The 20,659-nt window shown below is 42.7% G+C and carries 22 protein-coding genes and 1 tRNA gene; 9 read left to right on the top strand and 14 right to left on the bottom strand.

The window, feature by feature from the left end:
- Positions 1-37: 37 nt before the first annotated feature.
- The 11 genes from flgJ to B6K83_RS00940 all read right to left on the bottom strand — a co-directional run bounded on the left by flgJ (position 38) and on the right by B6K83_RS00940 (position 9,434).
- Positions 38-1,030: a flagellar assembly peptidoglycan hydrolase FlgJ gene (gene flgJ / locus B6K83_RS00990; protein WP_085282350.1), complete on the bottom strand. Its 993-nt coding sequence runs from the start codon at positions 1,028-1,030 to the stop codon at positions 38-40.
- Positions 1,031-1,048: 18 nt separating this feature from the next.
- Complete coding sequence (locus tag B6K83_RS00985; protein WP_175474812.1) at positions 1,049-2,143, bottom strand: flagellar basal body P-ring protein FlgI; 1,095 nt, start codon at positions 2,141-2,143, stop codon at positions 1,049-1,051.
- A gap of 12 nt (positions 2,144-2,155) precedes the next feature.
- The gene (gene flgH, locus B6K83_RS00980; RefSeq protein WP_085282346.1) at positions 2,156-2,863 is read right to left on the bottom strand and encodes a flagellar basal body L-ring protein FlgH; all 708 of its coding nucleotides are present in this window, start codon (positions 2,861-2,863) and stop codon (positions 2,156-2,158) included.
- Positions 2,864-2,879: 16 nt separating this feature from the next.
- Complete coding sequence (flgG, locus tag B6K83_RS00975) at positions 2,880-3,668, bottom strand: flagellar basal-body rod protein FlgG (protein WP_085282344.1); 789 nt, start codon at positions 3,666-3,668, stop codon at positions 2,880-2,882.
- 22 nt (positions 3,669-3,690) lie between these two features.
- Positions 3,691-4,434, bottom strand: a complete 744-nt coding sequence (flgF, locus tag B6K83_RS00970; protein WP_085282342.1) for a flagellar basal-body rod protein FlgF — start codon at positions 4,432-4,434, stop codon at positions 3,691-3,693.
- 165 nt (positions 4,435-4,599) lie between these two features.
- Positions 4,600-6,009, bottom strand: coding sequence for a flagellar hook protein FlgE (gene flgE, locus B6K83_RS00965; RefSeq protein ID WP_085282340.1), 1,410 nt, complete (start codon positions 6,007-6,009; stop codon positions 4,600-4,602).
- A gap of 29 nt (positions 6,010-6,038) precedes the next feature.
- Entirely contained in the window at positions 6,039-6,728 is a 690-nt protein-coding gene (locus B6K83_RS00960) for a flagellar hook assembly protein FlgD (protein WP_085282339.1), read from the bottom strand.
- 18 nt (positions 6,729-6,746) lie between these two features.
- Positions 6,747-7,166: a flagellar basal body rod protein FlgC gene (flgC, locus tag B6K83_RS00955; protein WP_085282337.1), complete on the bottom strand. Its 420-nt coding sequence runs from the start codon at positions 7,164-7,166 to the stop codon at positions 6,747-6,749.
- Positions 7,167-7,168: 2 nt separating this feature from the next.
- A complete protein-coding gene (flgB, locus tag B6K83_RS00950; protein ID WP_085282335.1) occupies positions 7,169-7,567 on the bottom strand; it encodes a flagellar basal body rod protein FlgB in 399 nt (132 codons plus the stop codon).
- 62 nt (positions 7,568-7,629) lie between these two features.
- Positions 7,630-8,460, bottom strand: a complete 831-nt coding sequence (locus B6K83_RS00945; RefSeq protein WP_085282333.1) for a CheR family methyltransferase — start codon at positions 8,458-8,460, stop codon at positions 7,630-7,632.
- A gap of 38 nt (positions 8,461-8,498) precedes the next feature.
- Positions 8,499-9,434, bottom strand: a complete 936-nt coding sequence (locus B6K83_RS00940) for a chemotaxis protein (protein ID WP_085282331.1) — start codon at positions 9,432-9,434, stop codon at positions 8,499-8,501.
- 355 nt (positions 9,435-9,789) lie between these two features.
- Between B6K83_RS00940 and flgA the strand changes: the two genes are divergently transcribed.
- The 3 genes from flgA (at position 9,790) to B6K83_RS00925 (ending at position 11,319) form a co-directional block, all read left to right on the top strand.
- Positions 9,790-10,482 carry a flagellar basal body P-ring formation chaperone FlgA gene (gene flgA, locus B6K83_RS00935; RefSeq protein WP_085282329.1) on the top strand — a complete coding sequence of 231 codons (693 nt, stop codon included), beginning with the start codon at positions 9,790-9,792 and terminating at the stop codon, positions 10,480-10,482.
- A gap of 73 nt (positions 10,483-10,555) precedes the next feature.
- Positions 10,556-10,873 (top strand): flagellar biosynthesis anti-sigma factor FlgM, encoded by a 318-nt coding sequence (gene flgM / locus B6K83_RS00930; RefSeq protein ID WP_085282328.1) that lies wholly within the window; start codon positions 10,556-10,558, stop codon positions 10,871-10,873.
- Between the two features lie 14 nt (positions 10,874-10,887).
- Positions 10,888-11,319: a flagella synthesis protein FlgN gene (locus tag B6K83_RS00925; protein WP_233143766.1), complete on the top strand. Its 432-nt coding sequence runs from the start codon at positions 10,888-10,890 to the stop codon at positions 11,317-11,319.
- Between the two features lie 36 nt (positions 11,320-11,355).
- On the opposite strand, the gene B6K83_RS00920 is transcribed toward B6K83_RS00925, so the two are convergent.
- Both B6K83_RS00920 and B6K83_RS00915 read right to left on the bottom strand, forming a co-directional pair.
- On the bottom strand, positions 11,356-11,814 hold the full coding sequence (locus B6K83_RS00920; RefSeq protein ID WP_085282326.1) for an LPP20 family lipoprotein: 459 nt from the start codon (positions 11,812-11,814) through the stop codon (positions 11,356-11,358).
- A 44-nt stretch (positions 11,815-11,858) separates the two neighbouring features.
- Positions 11,859-12,503, bottom strand: a complete 645-nt coding sequence (locus B6K83_RS00915; RefSeq protein WP_085282324.1) for a FlgO family outer membrane protein — start codon at positions 12,501-12,503, stop codon at positions 11,859-11,861.
- 173 nt (positions 12,504-12,676) lie between these two features.
- Between B6K83_RS00915 and B6K83_RS00910 the strand changes: the two genes are divergently transcribed.
- Together B6K83_RS00910 and B6K83_RS00905 are read left to right on the top strand one after the other, a co-directional pair.
- Positions 12,677-13,840 carry a flagellar assembly protein T N-terminal domain-containing protein gene (locus tag B6K83_RS00910; protein ID WP_085282322.1) on the top strand — a complete coding sequence of 388 codons (1,164 nt, stop codon included), beginning with the start codon at positions 12,677-12,679 and terminating at the stop codon, positions 13,838-13,840.
- A gap of 76 nt (positions 13,841-13,916) precedes the next feature.
- Positions 13,917-13,992, top strand: a tRNA-Arg gene (locus tag B6K83_RS00905).
- 95 nt (positions 13,993-14,087) lie between these two features.
- On the opposite strand, the gene B6K83_RS18270 is transcribed toward B6K83_RS00905, so the two are convergent.
- The gene (locus B6K83_RS18270; RefSeq protein ID WP_158088300.1) at positions 14,088-14,264 is read right to left on the bottom strand and encodes a hypothetical protein; all 177 of its coding nucleotides are present in this window, start codon (positions 14,262-14,264) and stop codon (positions 14,088-14,090) included.
- Between the two features lie 370 nt (positions 14,265-14,634).
- On the opposite strand from B6K83_RS18270, the gene tkt reads away from it, so the two are divergent.
- From tkt to fba, 4 genes are all read left to right on the top strand, one after another.
- On the top strand, positions 14,635-16,617 hold the full coding sequence (tkt, locus tag B6K83_RS00900) for a transketolase (RefSeq protein WP_085282320.1): 1,983 nt from the start codon (positions 14,635-14,637) through the stop codon (positions 16,615-16,617).
- A 115-nt stretch (positions 16,618-16,732) separates the two neighbouring features.
- Complete coding sequence (gene epd / locus B6K83_RS00895; protein ID WP_085282318.1) at positions 16,733-17,746, top strand: erythrose-4-phosphate dehydrogenase; 1,014 nt, start codon at positions 16,733-16,735, stop codon at positions 17,744-17,746.
- Between the two features lie 72 nt (positions 17,747-17,818).
- On the top strand, positions 17,819-19,003 hold the full coding sequence (locus B6K83_RS00890; protein WP_085282315.1) for a phosphoglycerate kinase: 1,185 nt from the start codon (positions 17,819-17,821) through the stop codon (positions 19,001-19,003).
- A gap of 426 nt (positions 19,004-19,429) precedes the next feature.
- A complete protein-coding gene (fba, locus tag B6K83_RS00885) occupies positions 19,430-20,494 on the top strand; it encodes a class II fructose-bisphosphate aldolase (RefSeq protein ID WP_085282313.1) in 1,065 nt (354 codons plus the stop codon).
- Positions 20,495-20,659: the final 165 nt, after the last annotated feature.

The raw sequence follows: 20,659 nt of genomic DNA, 5'->3' as shown, positions 1-20,659 counted from the left end.
TAACTTCAACGCTTAATACTTGAAGTCACCGGTACACTTATTTATTTAATAAGCCAGTTACTGTCCGCAGGGTTCCCATTATTTTTTTCGCGTAATTAGGATCAGTGGCATAACCAGCACTTTGTAAACCATGCAGAAATTGTTCCACATTGCCAGCCTGTTCTAAAGCGCCTTGATATCTATCACTTGTGGTGAGTAATTTGAGGTAGTCATTAAAGCTGTCGGCCAGTGTTTTATAGACGCGAAATGGCTCACGCTTTTTCACCATGGCGCCTTGTTCAAACTCTAAGGTTTCTTTATGGGTTTTTTCACCCGCCCAACGGCTATCAGCTTTAATATTAAACAGGTTATTTGAGCTGGTGCCTTGGTCGGTTTTAATGATTTTTTGTCCCCACCCAGTTTCCAGTGCTGCTTGCGCAATCACCACTTGAAAAGGCACGCCAATGACTTGCTGTACTTTTTTTGCGGGGCCAGTTAATGCGCTGACAAAATCTTTCGGCTGCTCAAAAACTGGACTTTGCAACATATTTGCCGCTTGTGCGGCAATATTGCCATTAGTTTGACGATCCGGCGCTGCAACTTGCTTGGTTGACGAATTATTGACTGCTGCTAATGGTTTTATCAGCGCTTGATTATTAACCTGTTTGCCGCCGCGGCTGTCGATATTGCCGTCTGATCGTAAAATACTGTGCGGGGTAAAGTTTTCACTGTCGCCACCAAGTTGACGCACAATCAACTCAGACAAACCAAGCGCACCGTTGTTGGAAAGCTCCAATGACATTTGTTGATCATGCATTTGACGATAAAACTTGGTCGATTCTGAGTTAAACGGGCTATCGGACTCCAACACGTCTTGTGCTTGACGCATACTTTTCATCAGCATTTGCATAAAAATCGCTTCAAACTGTTTTGCCGCTTGCGTTAATGCCGCTTCTTTACTGGCTTTATCACCTGTTTTCGCGTCTTGGCGAATGGCATTTAAACCATTAATATCAAGAAAGTTTTGTGCGTCTGCAATCCGTGTTGTCATCTGGGTATTTTTTGATCATTAAATAATGATCAAATCTCCTCGTAAAGCGCCAGCTTGATCTAGGGCTTCAAGTATCGCCATCACGTCACCTGGGCCTGCACCGACTTGGTTAATGGCGCGTACTAAGGTATCTAGGCTAACGCCGGGGTTAAACACAAACATCCTTGAGTCGTCTTGATTGACGTCTATTATGGATTGGTTGGTGGCAACCGTTTCACCTTCTGCAAAAGCATTAGGTTGAGATACATTTTCAAGCTCATTAATGGTTACCGTAATACCACCATGGGTGATTGCTGCCGGTAATAAACGCACGTCCGCGCCAATCACTATGGTGCCGGTGCGAGAATTAACAATAATTTTTGCCGCTGGCGAGGCAGGTTCAAACTCTAGGTTTTCTAATGTTGCTAAAAAGCTGACTCTGTCCGCGGCATCTCTAGGTGCGGTAACTTGAACCGATGTCGCATCCACAGCTCGTGCTGAGCCAGCAATTAAGTTATTGATGGTGTCTGAGAGTCGTTTGGCAGTGGTAAAGTCTGCCTTATGCAGATTAAAAGTAATATGATCGCCTGAGGTAAAAGGCGATAACACTTCTCGCTCTACCATAGCACCATTAGCAATTCGGCCGACGGTTGGCGTATTAGCAATTACTTTTGAGCCATCAAGACCTTCGGCGCCTAAGCCACTGACCACTAAACTGCCTTGTGCTACCGCATAAGCGTTGCCGTCGAGGCCCATTAGTATGGTTTGTAGTAAAGTGCCGCCACGCAAACTTTGTGCGCTCCCCATAGAGGAAACTGTGACATCTATAGTTTGCCCTGGCTTAGCAAACGCCGGTAATTCCGCATGTACAGCCACCGCAGCAACGTTTTTAATTTTCGGCTTTAAGTTGGGCGGCATAGTGATACCGAAATTACTGAGCATGGTTTTAAAGCTTTGCTCAGTAAAAGGGCTTTGCTCACCTGTGCCAGGTAAACCAACCACCAAACCATAACCAATCAACTGATTACTGCGCACACCCGCAACATCAGCTAAGTCTTTAATGCGCTGCGCATGAGTTGCTGTTGATAAAGCCAACAGCAGTAAACAAGCTATTGTATATAAATATGTTTTCATCATTTTATCCACCTAAAGCGGCCACCAAGAACTACTGAAGAATTTTGCTAACCACCCTTGCTCTTGCACATCGGCAAAAGTGCCAGTGCCAGCGTACTCAATTCGTGCATTAGCAACCTTGCTTGAGGTAACCGTGTTATTGGAGCTTATGTCTTGCGAGCGCACAACGCCGGTTAAACGTATATATTCATCACCATTATTTAATGACAGCCACTTTTCGCCGCGGATCATTAAATTGCCATTGGGCAAAACTCGTAACACATGCACAGAAATATTGCCTGACAAGCTATTGCCTTGTTTGGCTTTTGAATCACCTTTAAAGTCTGAGTTTTGATCGTAACCAAATTGAATGGCTTTATTTTTAATATTGATCGGCGAGCCACCAAAGCCCGTGATTGGGTTCAAAGTAGCACTGTTTTCTTTCTTTAATTCGGTTTTAGCATTTTTTTGTGCTTGTGTACTCTCACTTAAAATCACCGAGATAATATCGCCGACTCGATGTGCTTTTGAGTCCGAATATATGTTATTAACGTAATTAACCTTAAATAGCGAACCGGTTGGTACTATCGGTTGGTCTTCGGCTTCAGGCAGAATAGGCGCAAAGTCAGGGTCATCTGGCAAGGTTTTCGCTTGCTCTATACTGGCGCACCCTGTAAACAGAACACTCAATATTGCCAAGGTAGTTAGCCTGTTAAATAAAGAAGCTGGCTTGCCTTTCATAATATGCTCCCTAAGCCTATAGCTGTTGGTTGATGTAACTCAGCATTTGGTCAACGGCAGAAATCACTTTTGAGTTCATTTCATAGACACGCTGACTTTCGATCAGGTTGACTAGCTCTTCCGTGGTGTTGACATTGGAAGTTTCTAGCGCCCCTTGCACTATCATGCCGTAACCTTCTAGCCCTGGAACGCCTTCTTGAGGTGCGCCACTGACCGCTGTTTCAACAAACAAGTTTTGTCCGATCGGCTCTAGGCCCGTTGGGTTAACAAAATTAACGGTATTAATTTGTCCAATCACGGCCGGCTCGGCTTGCCCTTGTAATGTCACCGACACCTCACCATCTTGCGAGACTATTATGCTTAAGGCATCTTCTGGGATGGTAATTTGCGGTTGCATTAAGTAGCCAGCACCCGGTGTCACTACATTGCCTTCTTCGTCCATGGTAAATTGGCCATTGCGTGAATAGGCTGATGAGCCATCTGGCATTAAAATTTCAAACATACCTTCACCTTGGATCATCAAGTCCAAAGCATTATCGGTATTGAGCATGTCGCCTTGGGTATGTATCTTTTGTGTTGCCACCACTTTGGTACCAGCGCCTAACATTAAACCAGAGGGCATTTCGGTGTCTTGTGCTGAGCGCCCGCCAGGCTGGTTAATGTTTTGATAGAGTAAGTCTTCAAATACGGCACGGCTCTTTTTAAAGCCAACGGTACTGGCGTTAGCTAAGTTATTAGAAATAACAGCAATTTCTTTTGTTTGTGCATCTAAGCCTGTTTTACTGATCCATAATGCTGGGTTCATACATCACCTCGTAATAATTTGTTTAGAATGCGCGTAATAACGATGCGGCACTGGCATCAACTTCTTCGGCGGTCTTCATCATTTTTAACTGCATTTCAAATTGACGCTGCAGTGCGATCATATCGGTCATTTCACCAATAGGATTGACGTTACTTGACTCTAACGCGCCATTAACCACAGTAACTGAAATATCAGCAGCTTCATTATTGCCATCTTTGCGACGAAACAGGCCATCATTGCCTTTTTCTAGCAAGCGATTATCTGGGTTAACAAACTTAATACGCGCCACTTCTTCTTGCACTGAGCTTGGTGCGCCTTCCGGCTGAACCATGATAGTGCCGTCGCTAGCAATATTAATGTTATTAACCGGTAGCGGTAAAAACACCGGACCATTTGCGCCCATTACTAGATCACCATTATTGGTTTCTAAGGCGCCATTGTTGTTAAGTCGTAATTGTCCGTTACGGGTATAAGCTTCCTTGCCATCGGGAGTTTGCACTGCCATCCATCCTTGTCCTTGAATGGCAATATCGAGATCACGCCCTGTGGTCAGCAAGGCACCACTGTCAAAGTTTTGGCCCGCCCGTTCGGTCATAGAAAATACCCGTGTCGGTAAACCATCACCAAAGGCTTGCATAGCGCGAGCATTAGCTAAGTCGGCTTTAAAGCCTGTGGTTTTAGCATTGGCGAGATTATTGGCATTCACTGATAAGGCGTGCATGTTTTGCTTAGCACCGCTCATCGCTATATACAGCATCTTATCCATAATGAACTTACCCTAAAAAGTTAGTTATAGCTCAATTAATGCAATTAAAGTGCCATAATAAAATGGCGATAAGTTATGTGTTTTTAAGGGGCGTGTATGTAATACAAAAAAGCCAGCTAATGGCGTAACAATAGCTGGCTGGTATTTACGTTAACGTTTCGTTAATTAACGAATTTGTAGAATAGTTTGGTTCAGCTGGTTATCTACTTCTAGCGCTCGTGAGTTGGCTTGGAAGTTACGCTGTGCAGAAATTAAGTCTATTAACTCTGTGGTTAAATTGACATTTGATTGCTCAAGCGCCGATGAGTTTATGGTACCAAAGGTGCCAGAGCCACCTTCACCGGCAAGCGCTTCACCTGAGGTAATGCTTTCTTTCCAACCCGTATTACCCACTTGTGTTAAGCCTTGCTCATTTGCAAAGTTGACCATAGCGATGCGAGATAATGGCTCTGAAGTACCATTACTATAGGTCGCTCGAACTAAGCCGTCGGTGCCAATATCAATACCAGTTAAACGACCAACCGCCAAACCATCTTGTTGCAACGAGGTCACTTCAAAATTCGAGGCGAACTGGGTTGGCTCATTGGGGTTAGGTGCTAAAACATCTAAGTTGAAGTCAATTTTAACGGTTTGCGTTGGATCAGCGCCGTTTGAAAGAATACCCGCGCCAAATGGGTTAGTGATAAAACCACCATTGGCCAAACTTGGAATCTGATTAATAAAGTCGCCTGACGAATCAAATTGTAATTTGCCGCCAACGACACCTCTATCTGCTGCTGCGTAAGGTGGTGACGGTAAAGGTCGTGCTGATAATGGCCCAGACGCATTACCACCAATAGGGTTATTTAAACCAGGATCGGCGACTAGATCTACCATAGTGCCGTCAATAGCCGCAAACACATTCCACTCATTTGGGTTGGTGGATGGATCATCTTTGACAAAGTAATACGTCATGATATGACTATCACCGAGTGAGTCAAAGACAGTAACCGATGTTGAGTGGTTAAAAGTCAAGGGATCGGTTTGATCAAAATTGCCTGGCGCCCCTGAAATATATGCGTCACCTGCTGGTAAGTTCATGCGAATATCCACTTCTGATGACTGCTGCGGCGCACCGGATGAGGTAGGAATACGAATCGGTTCAGCAGTACTTAAACTGACTGACGCTGATGTGCCATCTGGGTTAACTGGAAAGCCAAGTAAATGCCCGCCCTGCGAGTTAACAATAAAATTATCTTGATTTAATTTAAATTGCCCTGCTCGGGTATAAGAAGTTTCTAAACTCCCCAATTCTGGTACGGTGGCAAAAAAACCATTACCTGTGATGGCTAAATCTAAGGCGTTATTGGTAAATTGAATACTGCCTTGAGAAAACTGCTGTGCTACATCTGCGGTTAGCACACCATCGCCAACCTTTGTTTTACCAGAGGAAAGCAACGATGCGGCATAGACATCAACAAACTCTGCACGCGACTCTTTAAAGCCAGTAGTGTTGACGTTGGCAATGTTATTGGATGTTACATCCAAATCTTTTTGAGCTGCGTTTAATCCGCTCAATGCAATATTAAATGACATAATTTCACCTCGTAATAAATTCTGTTAGTTTAGCCCTGTGTAACTTCAACAACGTCTGATAGCTTCATGGTGTTGCCACCATTTAGGTTTAATAAGATACTGCCACCCGTTCCCGCCAAGGTAACACTGTCAACTTTCCGGTAAGTCATGGCTTGTAACTCTGATGCTTCACCTTCGACTAAACCCGCAACCCGAAAACGATAGGCCCCTGCTGGTGCTGGCTCTCCATTGGCATTTTGACCATCCCAATTAAAGGTAAACTCACCGGCTTTAACACTACCTACTGGCACCGTTTGAATAATTTCACCTGCCACGTTTTCAACATAAATATTGACATTACTTGCCGGTTTATCGGTAACAAGCTTACCTTTAACCTCTTGTCCTGCTTCCATTCCAAACACATTGTCTTCAACTAAGACACTACGCCCCACCAAAGACGATGCCTGTAATGCTTGGCTGGACGACATGGCCGCGGCAAAGTTGGTAAACTGATCGTTTAGCTTAGTGACCCCATCTGTGGTTGAAAATGCCGTCATTTGAGAAATCATTTCATTGTTCTCAACTGGCTTAGTGGGATCTTGATGCGAAAGCTCTGTGGTTAATAAGGCGAAAAAGTCTTCCTGCGTTAACATACCACGATTTTTATCGCTCTCTGGCGTCGTTGGTTCTTGCTGCCAGCGCATATTATCCAGCGGCTTACTACCTGATACTGTATCCATGTTCGTTCCTATTTACCCTTAACGTTGGCCCAGTGTTAGCGTTTTATTGAGCATATTTTTTGCTGACTCCGCTAGTTGCACATTGGTTTGATACGAACGAGATGCTGAGATCATATTGGTCATCTCTTCAATCACATTCACGTTGGGCTTGTAAATGTAGCCTTCCTTGTCGGCCATGGGGTGGTCAGGAGCATATTCCACCTGCAGTGGTTTATCGCTTTCCACCACTCCTAACACCTGCACGCCGGTTGCTTGCTGTTGCCCAGCGGCAGCTTTTTGCATCTCAGCGGCAAAAACTGGGTGGCGCGCTCGATAGGTTTGATCAACACTACTGCTGACGCTATCTGCGTTGGCAATATTACTGGCGGTGGTATTCAAACGCACTGACTGTGCGCTCATACCACTACCAGAAATAGAAAATACGTTAAATAGGCTCATGATTATTGCCCTCCAGTGATTGCTTTTCTCAAGCCTTTAATTTTACTGTTAAGAAATTGAAGGCTTGCTTGATACTCCATTGAATTTTCTAGATACAAGTTTCGTTCCACTTGTACATCTACGGTATTGCCATCACCTGTATCTGGTTGATCAGGCACGCGATATCCCACACCATTGTTAAGGCTTGTACGAACATCAAAGTGTTTTTCATTGGTACGAGTCATACCGGATTGCTGCTTAGCACTTGCTTGTGCCAATGCCGCTTTAAAATCCATGCCTTTGGCTTTATAGCCAGGTGTATCGGCATTCGCTATGTTACTAGCAATAAGTTCAGCGCGTTGGGCACGCACTTGCAGGCCTTGTGGGTGAATACCAAATGCTTTTTCAAAACTAATCGCCATAAGAATACCTCCAATTACATAAATAGTGACATTCAATATTTATGCCAGAGCTGGCGACATGGTTATTTTTTTTGGTAAATAATACCGGGGTTACAACGCACCATAGTAAAATTTTGATTGATGCTCGCCAGAGATTCTGAAGCACCAAGCAATAAATAGCGACCAGGATTTAACGCGCCATATATTTGTGAAATTATTTTCGCTTTCAGCTCTGGAGAGAAGTAAATCAGCACGTTGCGGCAAAAAACGATGTCAAAACGCCCCATTAAGCTATAACTGTTTAACAAGTTCAGCTGGCGAAAGCTGACCATGTTTTTAATCGCATCTTTGACTTGATACATACCATTATCACAAGCTTGAAAGAATTGCTTTTTACGCGCTAAAGATAAGCCTCTGGATAAAGCTAGGCTATCATATTGCGCGTCTTTACACTGGTTTAGCATAGTATTTGAAATGTCAGTGCCAATAATTTGAACACCGGCTGGAAATGCGCCTGGATTACTTTGCAAGTACTCATAAACCGTCATTGCAATGGAATAAGGCTCCTGCCCTGACGAACTTGCTGCTGACCAAATTTTTAGTGGTGTGCGTTGACCTTTAAGCTCAGGCAATAAACGTTTTTTCAGTAATTCAAAGGGATATTCATCACGAAACCAAAGGGTTTCATTGGTGGTCATAGCGTCAATCACAGCGGCGCGTAATTGCCGTTGGGCAGGGTTTAGCGTCTGCGCAACTAATTCAGATAGCGAGGCGATCTTAAATTTTATCATCAGCGGGGCAAGGCGGATTTTCACTAAATATTGTTTGCTTGCACCTAAAACGATGCCGCATTGCTGCTCTAAAAAGGTGCTAAATTGAAGATAACTTTTATCATCAAGTTGTTTTGTTAACACGCGCTAAAATCCATCTTAATTATGTCACTCTATAATATTTAAGAAATCTCATCATGTTTTAACCACTTTTTAACTGCCGTGGCTAATTCATCTGGGTGAAACTTAGGAATAAAGTCTTCAGCTCCCACTTTCTCAACCATAGCATTATTAAACACACCACTGAGCGAGGTATGTAAAATCACCGGAATATCTTTCATTCGTTCGTTTTGCTTGATCTCTGCGGTCAGGGTATAGCCATCCATTTCCGGCATTTCTATATCTGAAATTAATAACGCCACCTTTTCGGTGATAGAATTTTGACACTCTGCGGCAATATCTTGCAGCTGCATTAATGCATCATGACCATTTTTGGCAAGCAACATATTTAAACCTAGCGGCTCAAGTGCACGTTTCACTTGGTTTCTTGCCACGGTTGAGTCGTCGGCAATCATGATCACGCGATCGCCTACTTCTTTACCGACACTCACATCAGCAACACCTGCACTTAATTCTGTTGAGATAGGGCTAATTTCATTAAGTATTTTTTCGACATCTAAAATTGATACCATTTCTTTGTCAATTTCCGTCACTGCGGTCAGGTAACTTGACTTACCCGCGCCTTCAGGCGGTGGCATAATATCTTTCCAACTCAAAGTGACAATGCGCTCAACACCTGAGACAAGGAAGCCCTGCACGCTGCGGTTATATTCTGCTATGATCACAAAACTATTTTCCGTTTGCTGAATCTCAGGCCCACCGGTCGCTTTACTCAGGTCAATTACAGATATCGTTTGTCCGCGAATATGTGCTACGCCTTTGATGAACTTATCTTGCTTAGGAAACGCGGTTAACCGAGGGCATGGCATAACTTCACGCACTTTAAAAACATTGATACCAAAACGTTGGCGACCGACCAGCTTAAATAACAACAGCTCAAGTCTGTTCTGACCAACTAATTGCGTTCGTTGGTTCACTGAATCTAATATACCCGCCATAAAAACCTCTCGCTATTGCCAATGAAAGTAGAACAAAGGCACAATTCTTGATTGTATTTATCAACAACCAATAACGTAATTATTTTGACGTTTTCGGTGATTGATGACATTTATTTACCCGCGCTTATTTAACTTTCAACTAAGTGCTAGTTAACGTACTGATAGCTTTAGCTTATTAGTTTTCAACCATCAAGTTAAGTTTATCAATAACAATAATAAAATCAGCACCAGAATGCTACAGTTAGTACAATTTAAGCAACGCGGCAAAGGTATCCGCAGCACAAAAAAATTGGTATTGAACCACTAATAAGCATAGACGAGTATCTTTTATCCCGAACAGGCAAATAAACAATTTATGAGTAAAATATATACTTTTACAATACTTATGGTGATTTATTTAACGGCATTAAATTTCGCTAATGCCATGACAATAGATCGTGACTACCTATATAACTTCATAAAAACACATGTGAAAAGTCAAATCAAAGCGCCTGAGCATGGCAAGTTATCAATTGAGGTATCGCCAATAGACCCTAGGATTAGCCTACAAGCTTGTTCTGCGCCCTTAACGGCAAATATACCTGAAAATCATAACGGTAGAAACGTAAATATTAAAATTGTTTGTCCTGATCAACAGTCTTGGTATTTATTTGTGCCGGTAAAAATTCATACCATTATCCCTATTGTTGTCACCAAAAGGCGTTTAGCCAAAGGGACACTCTTAGATCACAATAATATTGAAGTAGTTTATAAAGACAGTGGACAAATTCGCGGCACAACGCTTAGTGAGATAGCGCAAATAAGTGGCGCTCGTACCAAAAGAAACCTGTCGCAAGGCAGTGCTATTACCAACCGCAACACCTGCTTTGTTTGCAAAGGACAAGCGGTTAATATCGTAGCATCTTCGGCTGGCTTTGAAATTAAGTCAGCAGGAATGGCTTTACAAGACGGCAGCTTAGGCGAGCTAATTTCGGTAAAAAATAAAAAATCAGGCCGTGTCGTACAAGGACAAGTTAGCGCTATCAACCAAGTTGTAATTAATTTATAATATTGGTTAAGTTTTCTGTAATATTGCCGATAAAAGATTAGAAACTAATTCCTGTTGTAACTAGGACAAACTAATGGCTATTAATATCAACAACTTGAGTAACACCAATCAAGTCAAACAAAAGCTTGAGCAGCAAGTTCAGAACAAACAACAAGTGAACGAAAATGCGCAAACATCGCAACAAGCGAAAATAGCAGCGCGTGATTCTGTCTCAATAACACCACAAGCAAAGCAGATGAATGAACTGCAAAAAAAGGCCAGCGACTCTGCACCGGCATTAAATCAAAAGAAAATTGCTGAGCTCAAAAGTGCGATTGCTGCCGGCGAGTACAAAATCAACCCTGAAAAACTTGCCGCCAGTATAGCTAGCTTTGAGTTTGAGCTAAGTTAAAACGGAGTAAATGAGTGTCAGATAAGCTAACGCCAGAGCAAATGGTTGCTCAACAATTATCACAGTTGACGCAATTAGAGGCGCTATTAAACACGGAAAAAGAAATCCTTGTACAACAAAATCCAGAAGCACTGCTGCAACTGACACAAGAAAAAAATAATTTATTAATGGCCATTCAAGACGTCGATAACGTCATTGGCCAAAGCTTTGAATTTAAACAAGCAAGACTAGCTGGTAACTTTAATGAGCAAATGTCTGAAATTGACGCTTGTTTAAGCCGTTGCAAAAAACAAAATGAACTTAATGGTTTGATCATCAGCCAATCACAACTTGCCGTTGAGCGCATGAAAACCACACTGCTAGAAAACCACAATAAATCGTCGATGACCTATGATAATAAAGGTAAAACATCTGGCGGCCTCAATAGCTTGGGCATTAAGGCGTAAGCATCCAAGCACTGTCAACCCTATAAAAGCACGGCGCTAATAATAAGAAATACGTTTTATTTCTTGTCGATTTGCGTTGGCGTTATACAAATCATAAACTTCACGAAAATCTAAACTTAACTCTGTGGTATAACTGTCACCAACTGGGTAGCTTTTCACCACTTTAGCCCCACGAATAACCCCCTGAACAGACGCTTTAAGTTGCTGGTCATTGATCACTAAATTAGAGACAGTTGTTTTGCCATCAATACGTTGCCCATAAACCTGCTCGGCTAATTCTGCATACGCAGCTATTTTAGAAGCATTCATCGCCATTAGCATGCGTTGTGTTTTGTCAGCGGAGCTTTGTAAACTAATAGGTGCCTGCCCTATTGCGGTTAACACAGGAAAACGCTCTGGCTTCACGGGTTGCCATTGCACATGTTTATCATACATAGATGAACATGCACTTAAGCCCACCACAATAAATAAAACGCTTATGTATTTGTTTAACATATCACTATTTACCTTCGCTATTGTCTTTACGCAATAAAACCCTACTATTGCTGAATTGCAATCGCACGAGCATCATCGACCAACATGGCGCTGTCACGCAAAATCATGCCGTCTTTCATCTTCACATTTTCACTATGGTTAAAGTCTTCACCCACAACCCATGCAGGTATAAATGACTGGGCGGTCGCCACTACAACCCGCGATTGCATGCCTATCATACGGGCATTAACTAAAATACCATCTTGCTGTTGCATCATAGTACCAGCAACGACATAGTCAATTATCTGACGTTCGGGCAACTCTTTCCAATCACGACTAAACACATAATCACCATCGGCGGTAACCCTGATATGTCCAGTAGTTTTAAAGTCAATCACCACTAAACCATGGCGCTGCATTTCATGAACAAAACTTTCTGACAATTGATTACCCAGCCAGTTAGTTGACTCTAAGTTTTTTAAATCAACAAACGAGGCAATCGCAATCGGTGTTTTTGGGTTAACAAAAGAACTGCTAGCTAGCATTTGATACGCTAAACCTTTAACCACATCATTTATGGCATGGCGTGGCAATTTATAGCTGTTAATTTCTTTTTTATCGGCATAAGTTGAGCGATAAAAATCATCACTAGACTCCATAGAGCATGACATAAGTGTCAATAATAGTGCTGCGATAAGGCCATTTTTCATTGAGCTCTCCTCAATTAATATCTATATCTTTATATGAATGGAATTAGTAAAGCATGATCCGCGCCAATATTTCTATATCGGCTTATCTGAGCTGACTTTTTAAAAAGGCACAAAAACTGCATAAGCTAAAATAAAACAGCGACCCCATGTTATAAAGCTAACAAGAGAAGATTATGCGCGTATATTTACTTTGCCTTGGTTTAATTATATTTAGTGTTTCTGCGACAAGTCAGTGGTATGAATCACAAGGTATCGCTAGCATCAAAAATGGTGATACTAAAGCGGCAAAAGCCCAAGCAGTGCAAAACGCGCTTAAAAAAGCTTTATTGGTTGCTGGCGCGTCAGTGTCTAGCGTTCAGCAGGTCGTCAATGGTTTACTAACCCAAGATGAAATCAGTATTCGCGCCAGTGGTAGCGTCAACTCACTCGAACTTGTCCGCGAGCAATATAATAACAATACTGTCACAGTCACAATACGTGCCGATATCTTCCCCAAAGAAAAGCAATGTTTTGCCGCAGACTATAAAAAGTCGCTGTTATTAACCCGCAGCAACATTTTACATCGCGAGCAAGCTAACATAGGCAAGATTTACAATTTAGATAAAACGCTAATGCGACAACTTGCCAATAAAATACAACAACAAGGCTTATACTTAAACACCACATTGGCATTACAAACAAAAACAGAGTTTTCACGCTTAAATCAGAGCTTACAAACACAAAACCTGAAAAACTTAAGCAAATCACTCGCTGCTATGGCCGATAGCCAATATGTTTTATTTTCAGAAATTCAAGATCTATCGCTGGCAGAGCAAGAAAACAACCCATGGCAATTTTGGCAACAAAATGTTTATCAACGCCACTTTAAAGTTGCGTTTTATATTCATGATGGTGCCACAGGTGAACGATTATTGACGAAACAATACCACAACTCAGCTCCTTGGCGCTTTGATAAACGCCAACAAGTTGACGTTACGAGTCATAACTTTTGGCAAAGCGATTATGGTCAACAAATTAATTTTACCCTTGAAGACATGGTCAACGATATTGATGAGAACATGATGTGCCAGCCAAGCCAAGGCCGAATAGTTCAAGTTAACGGTAATCAAATAACCTTCAATCTTGGCAAACGTCATGGCGTGCAAGTTGGCGATGAATTTTCTTTACTACATTTACACAACATTATAAGTGACGACCAACGCTCTTACCCAAGCTTTAACATCAGCCCCTATAAGGTGATTGTTCACGCTGTAAGTCAAGATAGCGCCCATGCCACAACTAAAGAACAACATATATTAGACAATATTCAAATCAATGATCTCGTGGTGCGCTATTAAATTGTACTGCATTTATCTGTATTGATTTTTGGCTATTTGACAATAAAATAACAAGCTAAAGTGCGATGCTATGTCAGTCCTCATAGTTTAACTGGATAAAACTGCGGCCTCCTAAGCCGCTGCTCCAGGTTCGAGTCCTGGTGGGGACGCCAGCTTGCAAATTTTTGGGGCTTTCTTTTTTCAACTTCGCCAACGCGACTGAGCAAATAATTACGCATAAAAAAACCTCGCGATTGCGAGGTTTATATTAATTACTGAGTTCGTTTACAGACTCAGTATTGACTTGTTCCATATTACTTTGCTTTATAACAACGTCCTTGTCGCCTGCTGCTGAGCCACTGCTCAACACCGCTGATACAGCTAATATTAATACCGCCAATATTACCGTAGTCAGCTTAAAACCGCGTGACGACGACCTGTTCATGATTTTTTCCTATGTCAGGTTATATCTTTGTAGTTATTATTTGTACATACAACCTAATTACACTAGCGCAACATCGTTTTAATTTCAATAACCTAGAAAAATTACGCATAATTTTTTCTCATACCAAGTAACCTTTTGCCAGCCAACATAAGATTTGGCTAGCTTTAGCACCTTGACTTTTTATCAAACATTGGCGTTGCGTAGACTTATCCGAGTAATTGCGCCGCATTTAAGACATGAAAGATAGGAAAAGTAACCGAGTAAAAATAATTTTCAAAAAAGTGACAATTAAATTTGCAGTTATGGTGTGGTCTAGGCGAAAATAAGCGCAATTTATATCCTTTCAAAATTAACATTAATTGGAGCAATTATGCCGTCGCGTCAACAACTGGCCAATGCAATTCGAGTTTTAAGCATGGATGCTGTACAAAAAGCTAAATCAGGACACCCTGGAGCCCCTATGGGTATGGCAGATATCGCTGAAGTTCTCTGGCGTGACTTTCTAAAGCACAACCCTAGCGACCCTAACTGGGCCGACCGTGACCGTTTTATTTTATCAAATGGCCATGGCTCAATGCTGATTTATTCATTGCTGCATTTAACCGGTTATGATTTACCCATTGCCGAATTGAAAAACTTCCGTCAATTACACTCAAAAACACCAGGCCACCCTGAGTACGGTTATACACCAGGCGTAGAAACTACCACTGGGCCATTAGGTGCGGGTGTTTCTAATGCCGTAGGTATGGCGATTGCGGAAAAAACCTTAGCTGCACAATTTAACCGTGAAGGTCATAACATAGTCGATCATAACACCTATGTGTTTTTAGGTGATGGCTGTTTAATGGAAGGTATTTCTCATGAAGCCTGTTCATTAGCGGGTACCTTAGGCTTAGGCAAGCTTATCGCGTTCTGGGATGACAATGGTATTTCAATTGATGGTGACGTAGAAGGCTGGTTTACTGACGACACCCCTGCTCGCTTTGCATCATACGGTTGGCATGTCATCAGTGATGTTGATGGTCATGACAGCGCAGCGATTGCCGCAGCGATTGCCGAGGCTAAATCAGTCACGGATAAACCAACCATGATTTGTTGCAAAACTGTGATCGGCTTTGGTTCTCCGAATAAATCTGGTACTCATGATTGTCACGGTGCACCATTAGGTGACGATGAAATTGCTGCCACCCGTGAATTCTTAAATTGGCCACATGCACCCTTTGAAGTGCCTGCTGATGTTTACGCACAGTGGGATCAAAAAGAAAAAGGCAGTGCCGCACAAACCCATTGGGATGAAAAATTTGCCGCATACCAAGCAGCGCACCCTGAGCTAGCGGCAGAATATGAAAGACGTGTACTTAAGGGTGATTTACCCGCTGAGTTTGAAGAAAAAGCCAATGCTTATATCCTCGAGTGTCAAGCAAAAGCAGAAAATGTTGCCTCCCGTAAAGCCTCGCAAAACACCATTGAAGCTTTTGGTGCGATTTTACCTGAATTATTAGGTGGCTCAGCCGATTTAGCCGGCTCTAACTTAACCTTATGGTCTGGCTCTAAAGGCATTCAAGACGACGCCGCCGGTAACTACATTTTTTACGGCGTGCGTGAATTTGGCATGAGCGGCATCATGAACGGTATTTCGTTGCACGGCGGTTTTATCAACTATGGTGCAACTTTCATGATGTTTATGGAATACGCCCGCAACGCAGTGCGCATGTCAGCATTAATGGGCATTCAAAACATTTTTGTTTATACCCATGACTCAATTGGTCAAGGTGAAGATGGCCCAACGCATCAACCGATTGAGCAATTAACTAATTTACGCACCACACCGAATATGGTGACCTGGCGCCCTGCCGATGCTACAGAGTCTGCGGTTGCGTGGAAAAATGCCGTGCAGCGCCAAAATGCGCCAACCTCACTAGTTTTCTCACGCCAAGGGTTACCTGCACTTAGTCGCACTGCAACACAAGTAGCGGATATTGCTAAAGGGGCTTACATCTTAAAAGATAGCGTTGGCACACCAGAAGTGATTTTGATTGCCACTGGCTCGGAAGTATCTTTAGCGTTAAAAGCAGCAGCAAGTTTAGGTGATAAGGTGCGTGTGGTATCTATGCCATCAACAAACATCTTTGATGCTCAAGACGCGGCTTATAAAGAGTCTGTATTGCCAGCAAGCGTTACCAAGCGTGTTGCCATTGAAGCAGCGCATACTGACTTCTGGTACAAGTACGTTGGTTTTAACGGTAAAGTCGTTGGCATGACCACCTTTGGCGAGTCAGCGCCAGGTAACGTATTGTTAGAGCACTTTGGCTTTACGGTTGATAACGTCATCAATACCGTTAACAGCCTGTAAATAACCCGAGCGCAATAGCCAGTTAACTGCTATATAACTGGCTATTTTACTCCTAATCAGCTAGGCGTTCAGGTCGAGCTTTAACTCAACGCTAGGCGCTACACATTAGAAAAATATGTCAATAAATATCGCGATAAACGGCTTTGGCAGGATAGGTAGAAACTTGGTTCGAGCGCTATATGAAAACGCCAGAACCGACGAATTTAAGCTAGTCGCCATCAACGAGCTTGCTGAGCCTGCAGGAATAGCGCATTTGCTCAAGTATGACTCGACCCATGGTCGCTTTTCATTTGCTGTACAAGAGAATCAAGATAAGCTCTATATCGCAGGTGATGAAATAGCGCTTAGCCATCAAGCCGATATAACACAACTGCCGTGGCAACAACACCAAGTTGATATTGTTATTGATTGTACGGGTAAATATGGTAGCCAAGCTGATGGGCAACAGCATATTGCTCAAGGTGCGAAAAAAGTGTTGTTTTCCCACCCTGGCTCGCAAGATCTAGATGCCACCATTATCTATGGTATTAATCACCAGCGACTAACCGCTGCCGAGAAAGTGGTATCTAATGGCTCGTGTACCACCAATTGTGTGGTGCCGGTAATTCAAGTGTTAGATAAAGCCTTTGGTGTCGAAAGTGGCGCTATTACCACCATACATTCATCAATGCATGACCAACAAGTGATCGACGCCTATCACCCGGATTTGCGTCGTACCCGCGCTGCCAGCCAATCCATTATTCCGGTTGATACTAAGCTCGCTGCAGGCATTGAACGCATACTGCCAAAGTTTGCTGGTCGCTTTGAAGCCATTGCGGTACGCGTACCTACAATCAATGTGACCGCGATGGATCTTAGCCTTAACTTAGCGAGCGATGTTAGTATTGCCGATATTAATAACGCCATTGTCAGTGCTCAAAATAATGGTTTAGCGGGCATTTTAGGCTATACCACTGAGCCGCTAGTTTCCATTGACTTTAATCATGATCCGCACTCATGTATTGTCGATGGCAACCAAACACGGGTTAGCCATAAACGCCTAGTCAAGTTGTTGATATGGTGTGATAACGAGTGGGGCTTTGCCAATCGCTTGCTTGATACTGCATCTGCCATGGCGGATGCAGGTTAACTTTGCCAAGCTCAGACTCACGGCTTACAACTAGATAAATTTATACCTTACTTTTACCAACAGGAAAATAACATGTCTGTAATTAAAATGACCGATTTAGCGCTTAGCAATCAGCGCGTGCTGATCCGTGAAGACTTAAATGTCCCCGTTAAAGATGGCAAGATCACCTCAGATGCTCGTTTAAAAGCCGCGTTACCTACCCTTAAGTTGGCGTTAGAAGCGGGTGCTAAAGTGATGGTAATGTCACACTTAGGCCGCCCAACAGAAGGCGAATACAACCCAGAATATTCTTTACAACCCGTTGCCGACTACCTTGCAGCCGCGCTAAACTACCCTGTGCGCTTAGTTAAAGCTTACCTCGATGGCGTAGAAGTCAACGTTGGCGAGTTAGTCTTATTTGAAAATATTCGTTTTAATGACGGTGAAAAAAACAACAACGAAACCTTATCAAAAAAATTAGCCGCCTTATGTGATGTCTTTGTCATGGACGCCTTTGGTACCGCACACCGTGCGCAAGCCAGTACTCATGGCGTGGCCAAATATGCCCCCATCGCCTGTGCCGGTCCGCTGCTAGCTGGTGAATTAGCGGCATTATCAAAGGCATTAGACAACCCTGCTCGTCCGTTAGTGGCAATTGTTGGTGGCTCGAAAGTGTCCACTAAACTGACCGTACTTGACTCATTAGCCGGTATTGTTGACCAACTTGTTGTCGGTGGTGGCATTGCTAATACCTTTATTGCTGCCCAAGGCCACAATGTCGGCAAATCGTTATTTGAAGCAGACTTAGTACCTGAAGCAAAACGCCTAACACAACAAGCAAAAGACAATAATGGTGACATTCCTGTACCGAGTGATGTGGTGGTAGGGCAAGAGTTTTCTGCCACTGCGCAAGCAACTTTAAAACAAGTAAGTGATGTTGACGATAGCGATATGATTTTTGATATTGGTCCAGACAGCGCGCAAGCACTAGCACAAATTATCAAAAACGCCGGTACTATAGTATGGAACGGTCCAGTTGGTGTGTTCGAGTTTGATCAATTTGGCCAAGGTACAGAAGTTATCGCTCACGCCATTGCTAACAGCAAAGCGTTTTCGATTGCCGGCGGTGGTGATACCTTAGCAGCCGTGGATAAGTACGATATTGCCGATAAAATTTCTTATATCTCTACAGGTGGCGGCGCTTTCCTTGAGTTTCTAGAAGGCAAGAAGTTGCCGGCGGTAGAAATTTTAGAGGCTCGAGCTAAGCAAGCACACTAAAAATAGCAGTTAAAACTTTAGGTTATAAGCGGTCTGCAGAGCATAAACTATTCAGGCCGTTTTTGTTTTTTGTTTTTTGTTTTTTGTTTTTACTGACAGCTTCGAACTTACCACTCTCCGTTTTAAGTTTTTTCATGTTAAGTTTTTTCATGGTCTCAGCTGTTATTTAATATCATTTTTCGTAATTAAATTACATCAAAGGCTCTTTACAACCATTAAGAGCATTTAAACTCACCGTTATAAAGTAATAAAAAAACATTATTGATCTATAAGCAAAATCATAGCCTTTAGCCTGTGACTAAGGCGATTTTTTCTAGTGCAAATTGTTAAACCCATCTGATATAATTACGACATGAAAGTGTTAAGTTTCACTACGAAACTTCATGAAATTTATTATTGCCCATATTCAATCACAGGAGTTAGTTCATGGCTTTAGTTTCTATGCGCCAAATGTTAGATCATGCCGCCGAAAATGGTTACGGTATCCCAGCCTTTAACGTGAACAATTTAGAACAAGTTAGAGCCATCATGCTTGCAGCTAATGAGACCAACAGCCCCGTTATTTTGCAAGGCTCTGCTGGCGCACGAGCCTATGCCGGTGCGCCATTTTTACGTCACTTGATCCTAGCGGCTATTGAAGAATTCCCTCATATTCCTGTGGTAATGCATCAAGATCACGGTACTTCTCCTGCGGTTTGTCAACGCTCTATCCAATTAGGTTTTTCATCCGTAATGATGGACGGCTCATTAATGTCTGACGGTAAAACACCGTCTAGTTACGAATATAATGTAGATGTAACTCGTCGCGTGGTAGAAATGGCGCATGCATGTGGCGTCTCTGTTGAAGGTGAGTTAGGCTGTTTAGGCTCACTGGAAACTGGCGAAGCAGGTGAAGAAGATGGCGTTGGTGCAGCCGGAAAATTAACCATGGAACAAATGCTAACCGACCCAGAAGAAGCGGCAGACTTTGTGCAAAAAACCCAAGTGGACGCGTTAGCTATTGCTTGTGGTACCTCTCATGGCGCTTACAAATTCACCCGACCACCAACAGGTGATATTTTAGCCATCGATCGCATTAAAGCGATACATAACCGCATTCCAAATACCCACTTAGTTATGCATGGCTCGTCTTCAGTACCACAAGACTGGTTAGCAGTGATTAACGAGTTTGGTGGTAAAATACCCGAAACCTACGGCGTACCGGTTGAACAAATTCAAGAAGGTATAAAAAATGGTGTGCGTAAAATTAATATCGACACTGATTTACGTTTAGCGTCAACCGGTGCCGTTCGTCGCTTTTTAGCAGAAAATCCAAGCGAATTTGACCCGAGAAAATTCTTAAAAGCGTCAACACAAGCCATGTCTGAAATTTGTAAAGCTCGCTACGAAGCTTTCGGTGCTGTTGGTCAAGCCGACAAAATTAAACCTATTTCGTTAGAGAATATGTTTATGCAATACGAGTCGGGTAAATTGGATGCCATAATCAAGTAAAGCGCTAACAGCGAGCTAAAATAATAACAAGACGACCTCAAGGTCGTCTTTTGCTTTTTATCGGGCCATAGTGCTGTAAATAATGAATGTATCCCTTAAAAAAGCAAACATAAGCTAATGATTTTTGATGACATGTTGATTATAATTTGACATTTCGCACACTGC

The sequence above is a fragment of the Colwellia chukchiensis genome (genome assembly GCF_002104455.1).
In the GTDB taxonomy this organism is placed as follows: Bacteria; Pseudomonadota; Gammaproteobacteria; order Enterobacterales; family Alteromonadaceae; genus Cognaticolwellia; species Cognaticolwellia chukchiensis.
The sequence above is the reverse complement of the archived record's forward strand: the minus strand, read 5'-3'. Positions and strand labels throughout refer to the sequence as shown.

Coding starts and splice junctions, on each gene's coding strand:
- flgB (WP_085282335.1), bottom strand. CDS start 7,567: ATGGCGATTAGTTTTGAAAAAGCATTTGGTATTCACCCACAAGGCCTG.
- B6K83_RS18270 (WP_158088300.1), bottom strand. CDS start 14,264: ATGAACAGGTCGTCGTCACGCGGTTTTAAGCTGACTACGGTAATATTG.
- flgC (WP_085282337.1), bottom strand. CDS start 7,166: ATGAGCCTATTTAACGTATTTTCTATTTCTGGTAGTGGTATGAGCGCA.
- B6K83_RS00915 (WP_085282324.1), bottom strand. CDS start 12,503: ATGAAAAATGGCCTTATCGCAGCACTATTATTGACACTTATGTCATGC.
- flgF (WP_085282342.1), bottom strand. CDS start 4,434: ATGGATAAGATGCTGTATATAGCGATGAGCGGTGCTAAGCAAAACATG.
- B6K83_RS00910 (WP_085282322.1), top strand. CDS start 12,677: ATGCGCGTATATTTACTTTGCCTTGGTTTAATTATATTTAGTGTTTCT.
- flgA (WP_085282329.1), top strand. CDS start 9,790: ATGAGTAAAATATATACTTTTACAATACTTATGGTGATTTATTTAACG.
- B6K83_RS00985 (WP_175474812.1), bottom strand. CDS start 2,143: ATGAAAACATATTTATATACAATAGCTTGTTTACTGCTGTTGGCTTTA.
- flgM (WP_085282328.1), top strand. CDS start 10,556: ATGGCTATTAATATCAACAACTTGAGTAACACCAATCAAGTCAAACAA.
- B6K83_RS00920 (WP_085282326.1), bottom strand. CDS start 11,814: ATGTTAAACAAATACATAAGCGTTTTATTTATTGTGGTGGGCTTAAGT.
- flgJ (WP_085282350.1), bottom strand. CDS start 1,030: ATGACAACACGGATTGCAGACGCACAAAACTTTCTTGATATTAATGGT.
- B6K83_RS00890 (WP_085282315.1), top strand. CDS start 17,819: ATGTCTGTAATTAAAATGACCGATTTAGCGCTTAGCAATCAGCGCGTG.
- B6K83_RS00940 (WP_085282331.1), bottom strand. CDS start 9,434: ATGGCGGGTATATTAGATTCAGTGAACCAACGAACGCAATTAGTTGGT.
- B6K83_RS00960 (WP_085282339.1), bottom strand. CDS start 6,728: ATGGATACAGTATCAGGTAGTAAGCCGCTGGATAATATGCGCTGGCAG.
- fba (WP_085282313.1), top strand. CDS start 19,430: ATGGCTTTAGTTTCTATGCGCCAAATGTTAGATCATGCCGCCGAAAAT.
- flgG (WP_085282344.1), bottom strand. CDS start 3,668: ATGAACCCAGCATTATGGATCAGTAAAACAGGCTTAGATGCACAAACA.
- tkt (WP_085282320.1), top strand. CDS start 14,635: ATGCCGTCGCGTCAACAACTGGCCAATGCAATTCGAGTTTTAAGCATG.
- flgH (WP_085282346.1), bottom strand. CDS start 2,863: ATGAAAGGCAAGCCAGCTTCTTTATTTAACAGGCTAACTACCTTGGCA.
- flgE (WP_085282340.1), bottom strand. CDS start 6,009: ATGTCATTTAATATTGCATTGAGCGGATTAAACGCAGCTCAAAAAGAT.
- epd (WP_085282318.1), top strand. CDS start 16,733: ATGTCAATAAATATCGCGATAAACGGCTTTGGCAGGATAGGTAGAAAC.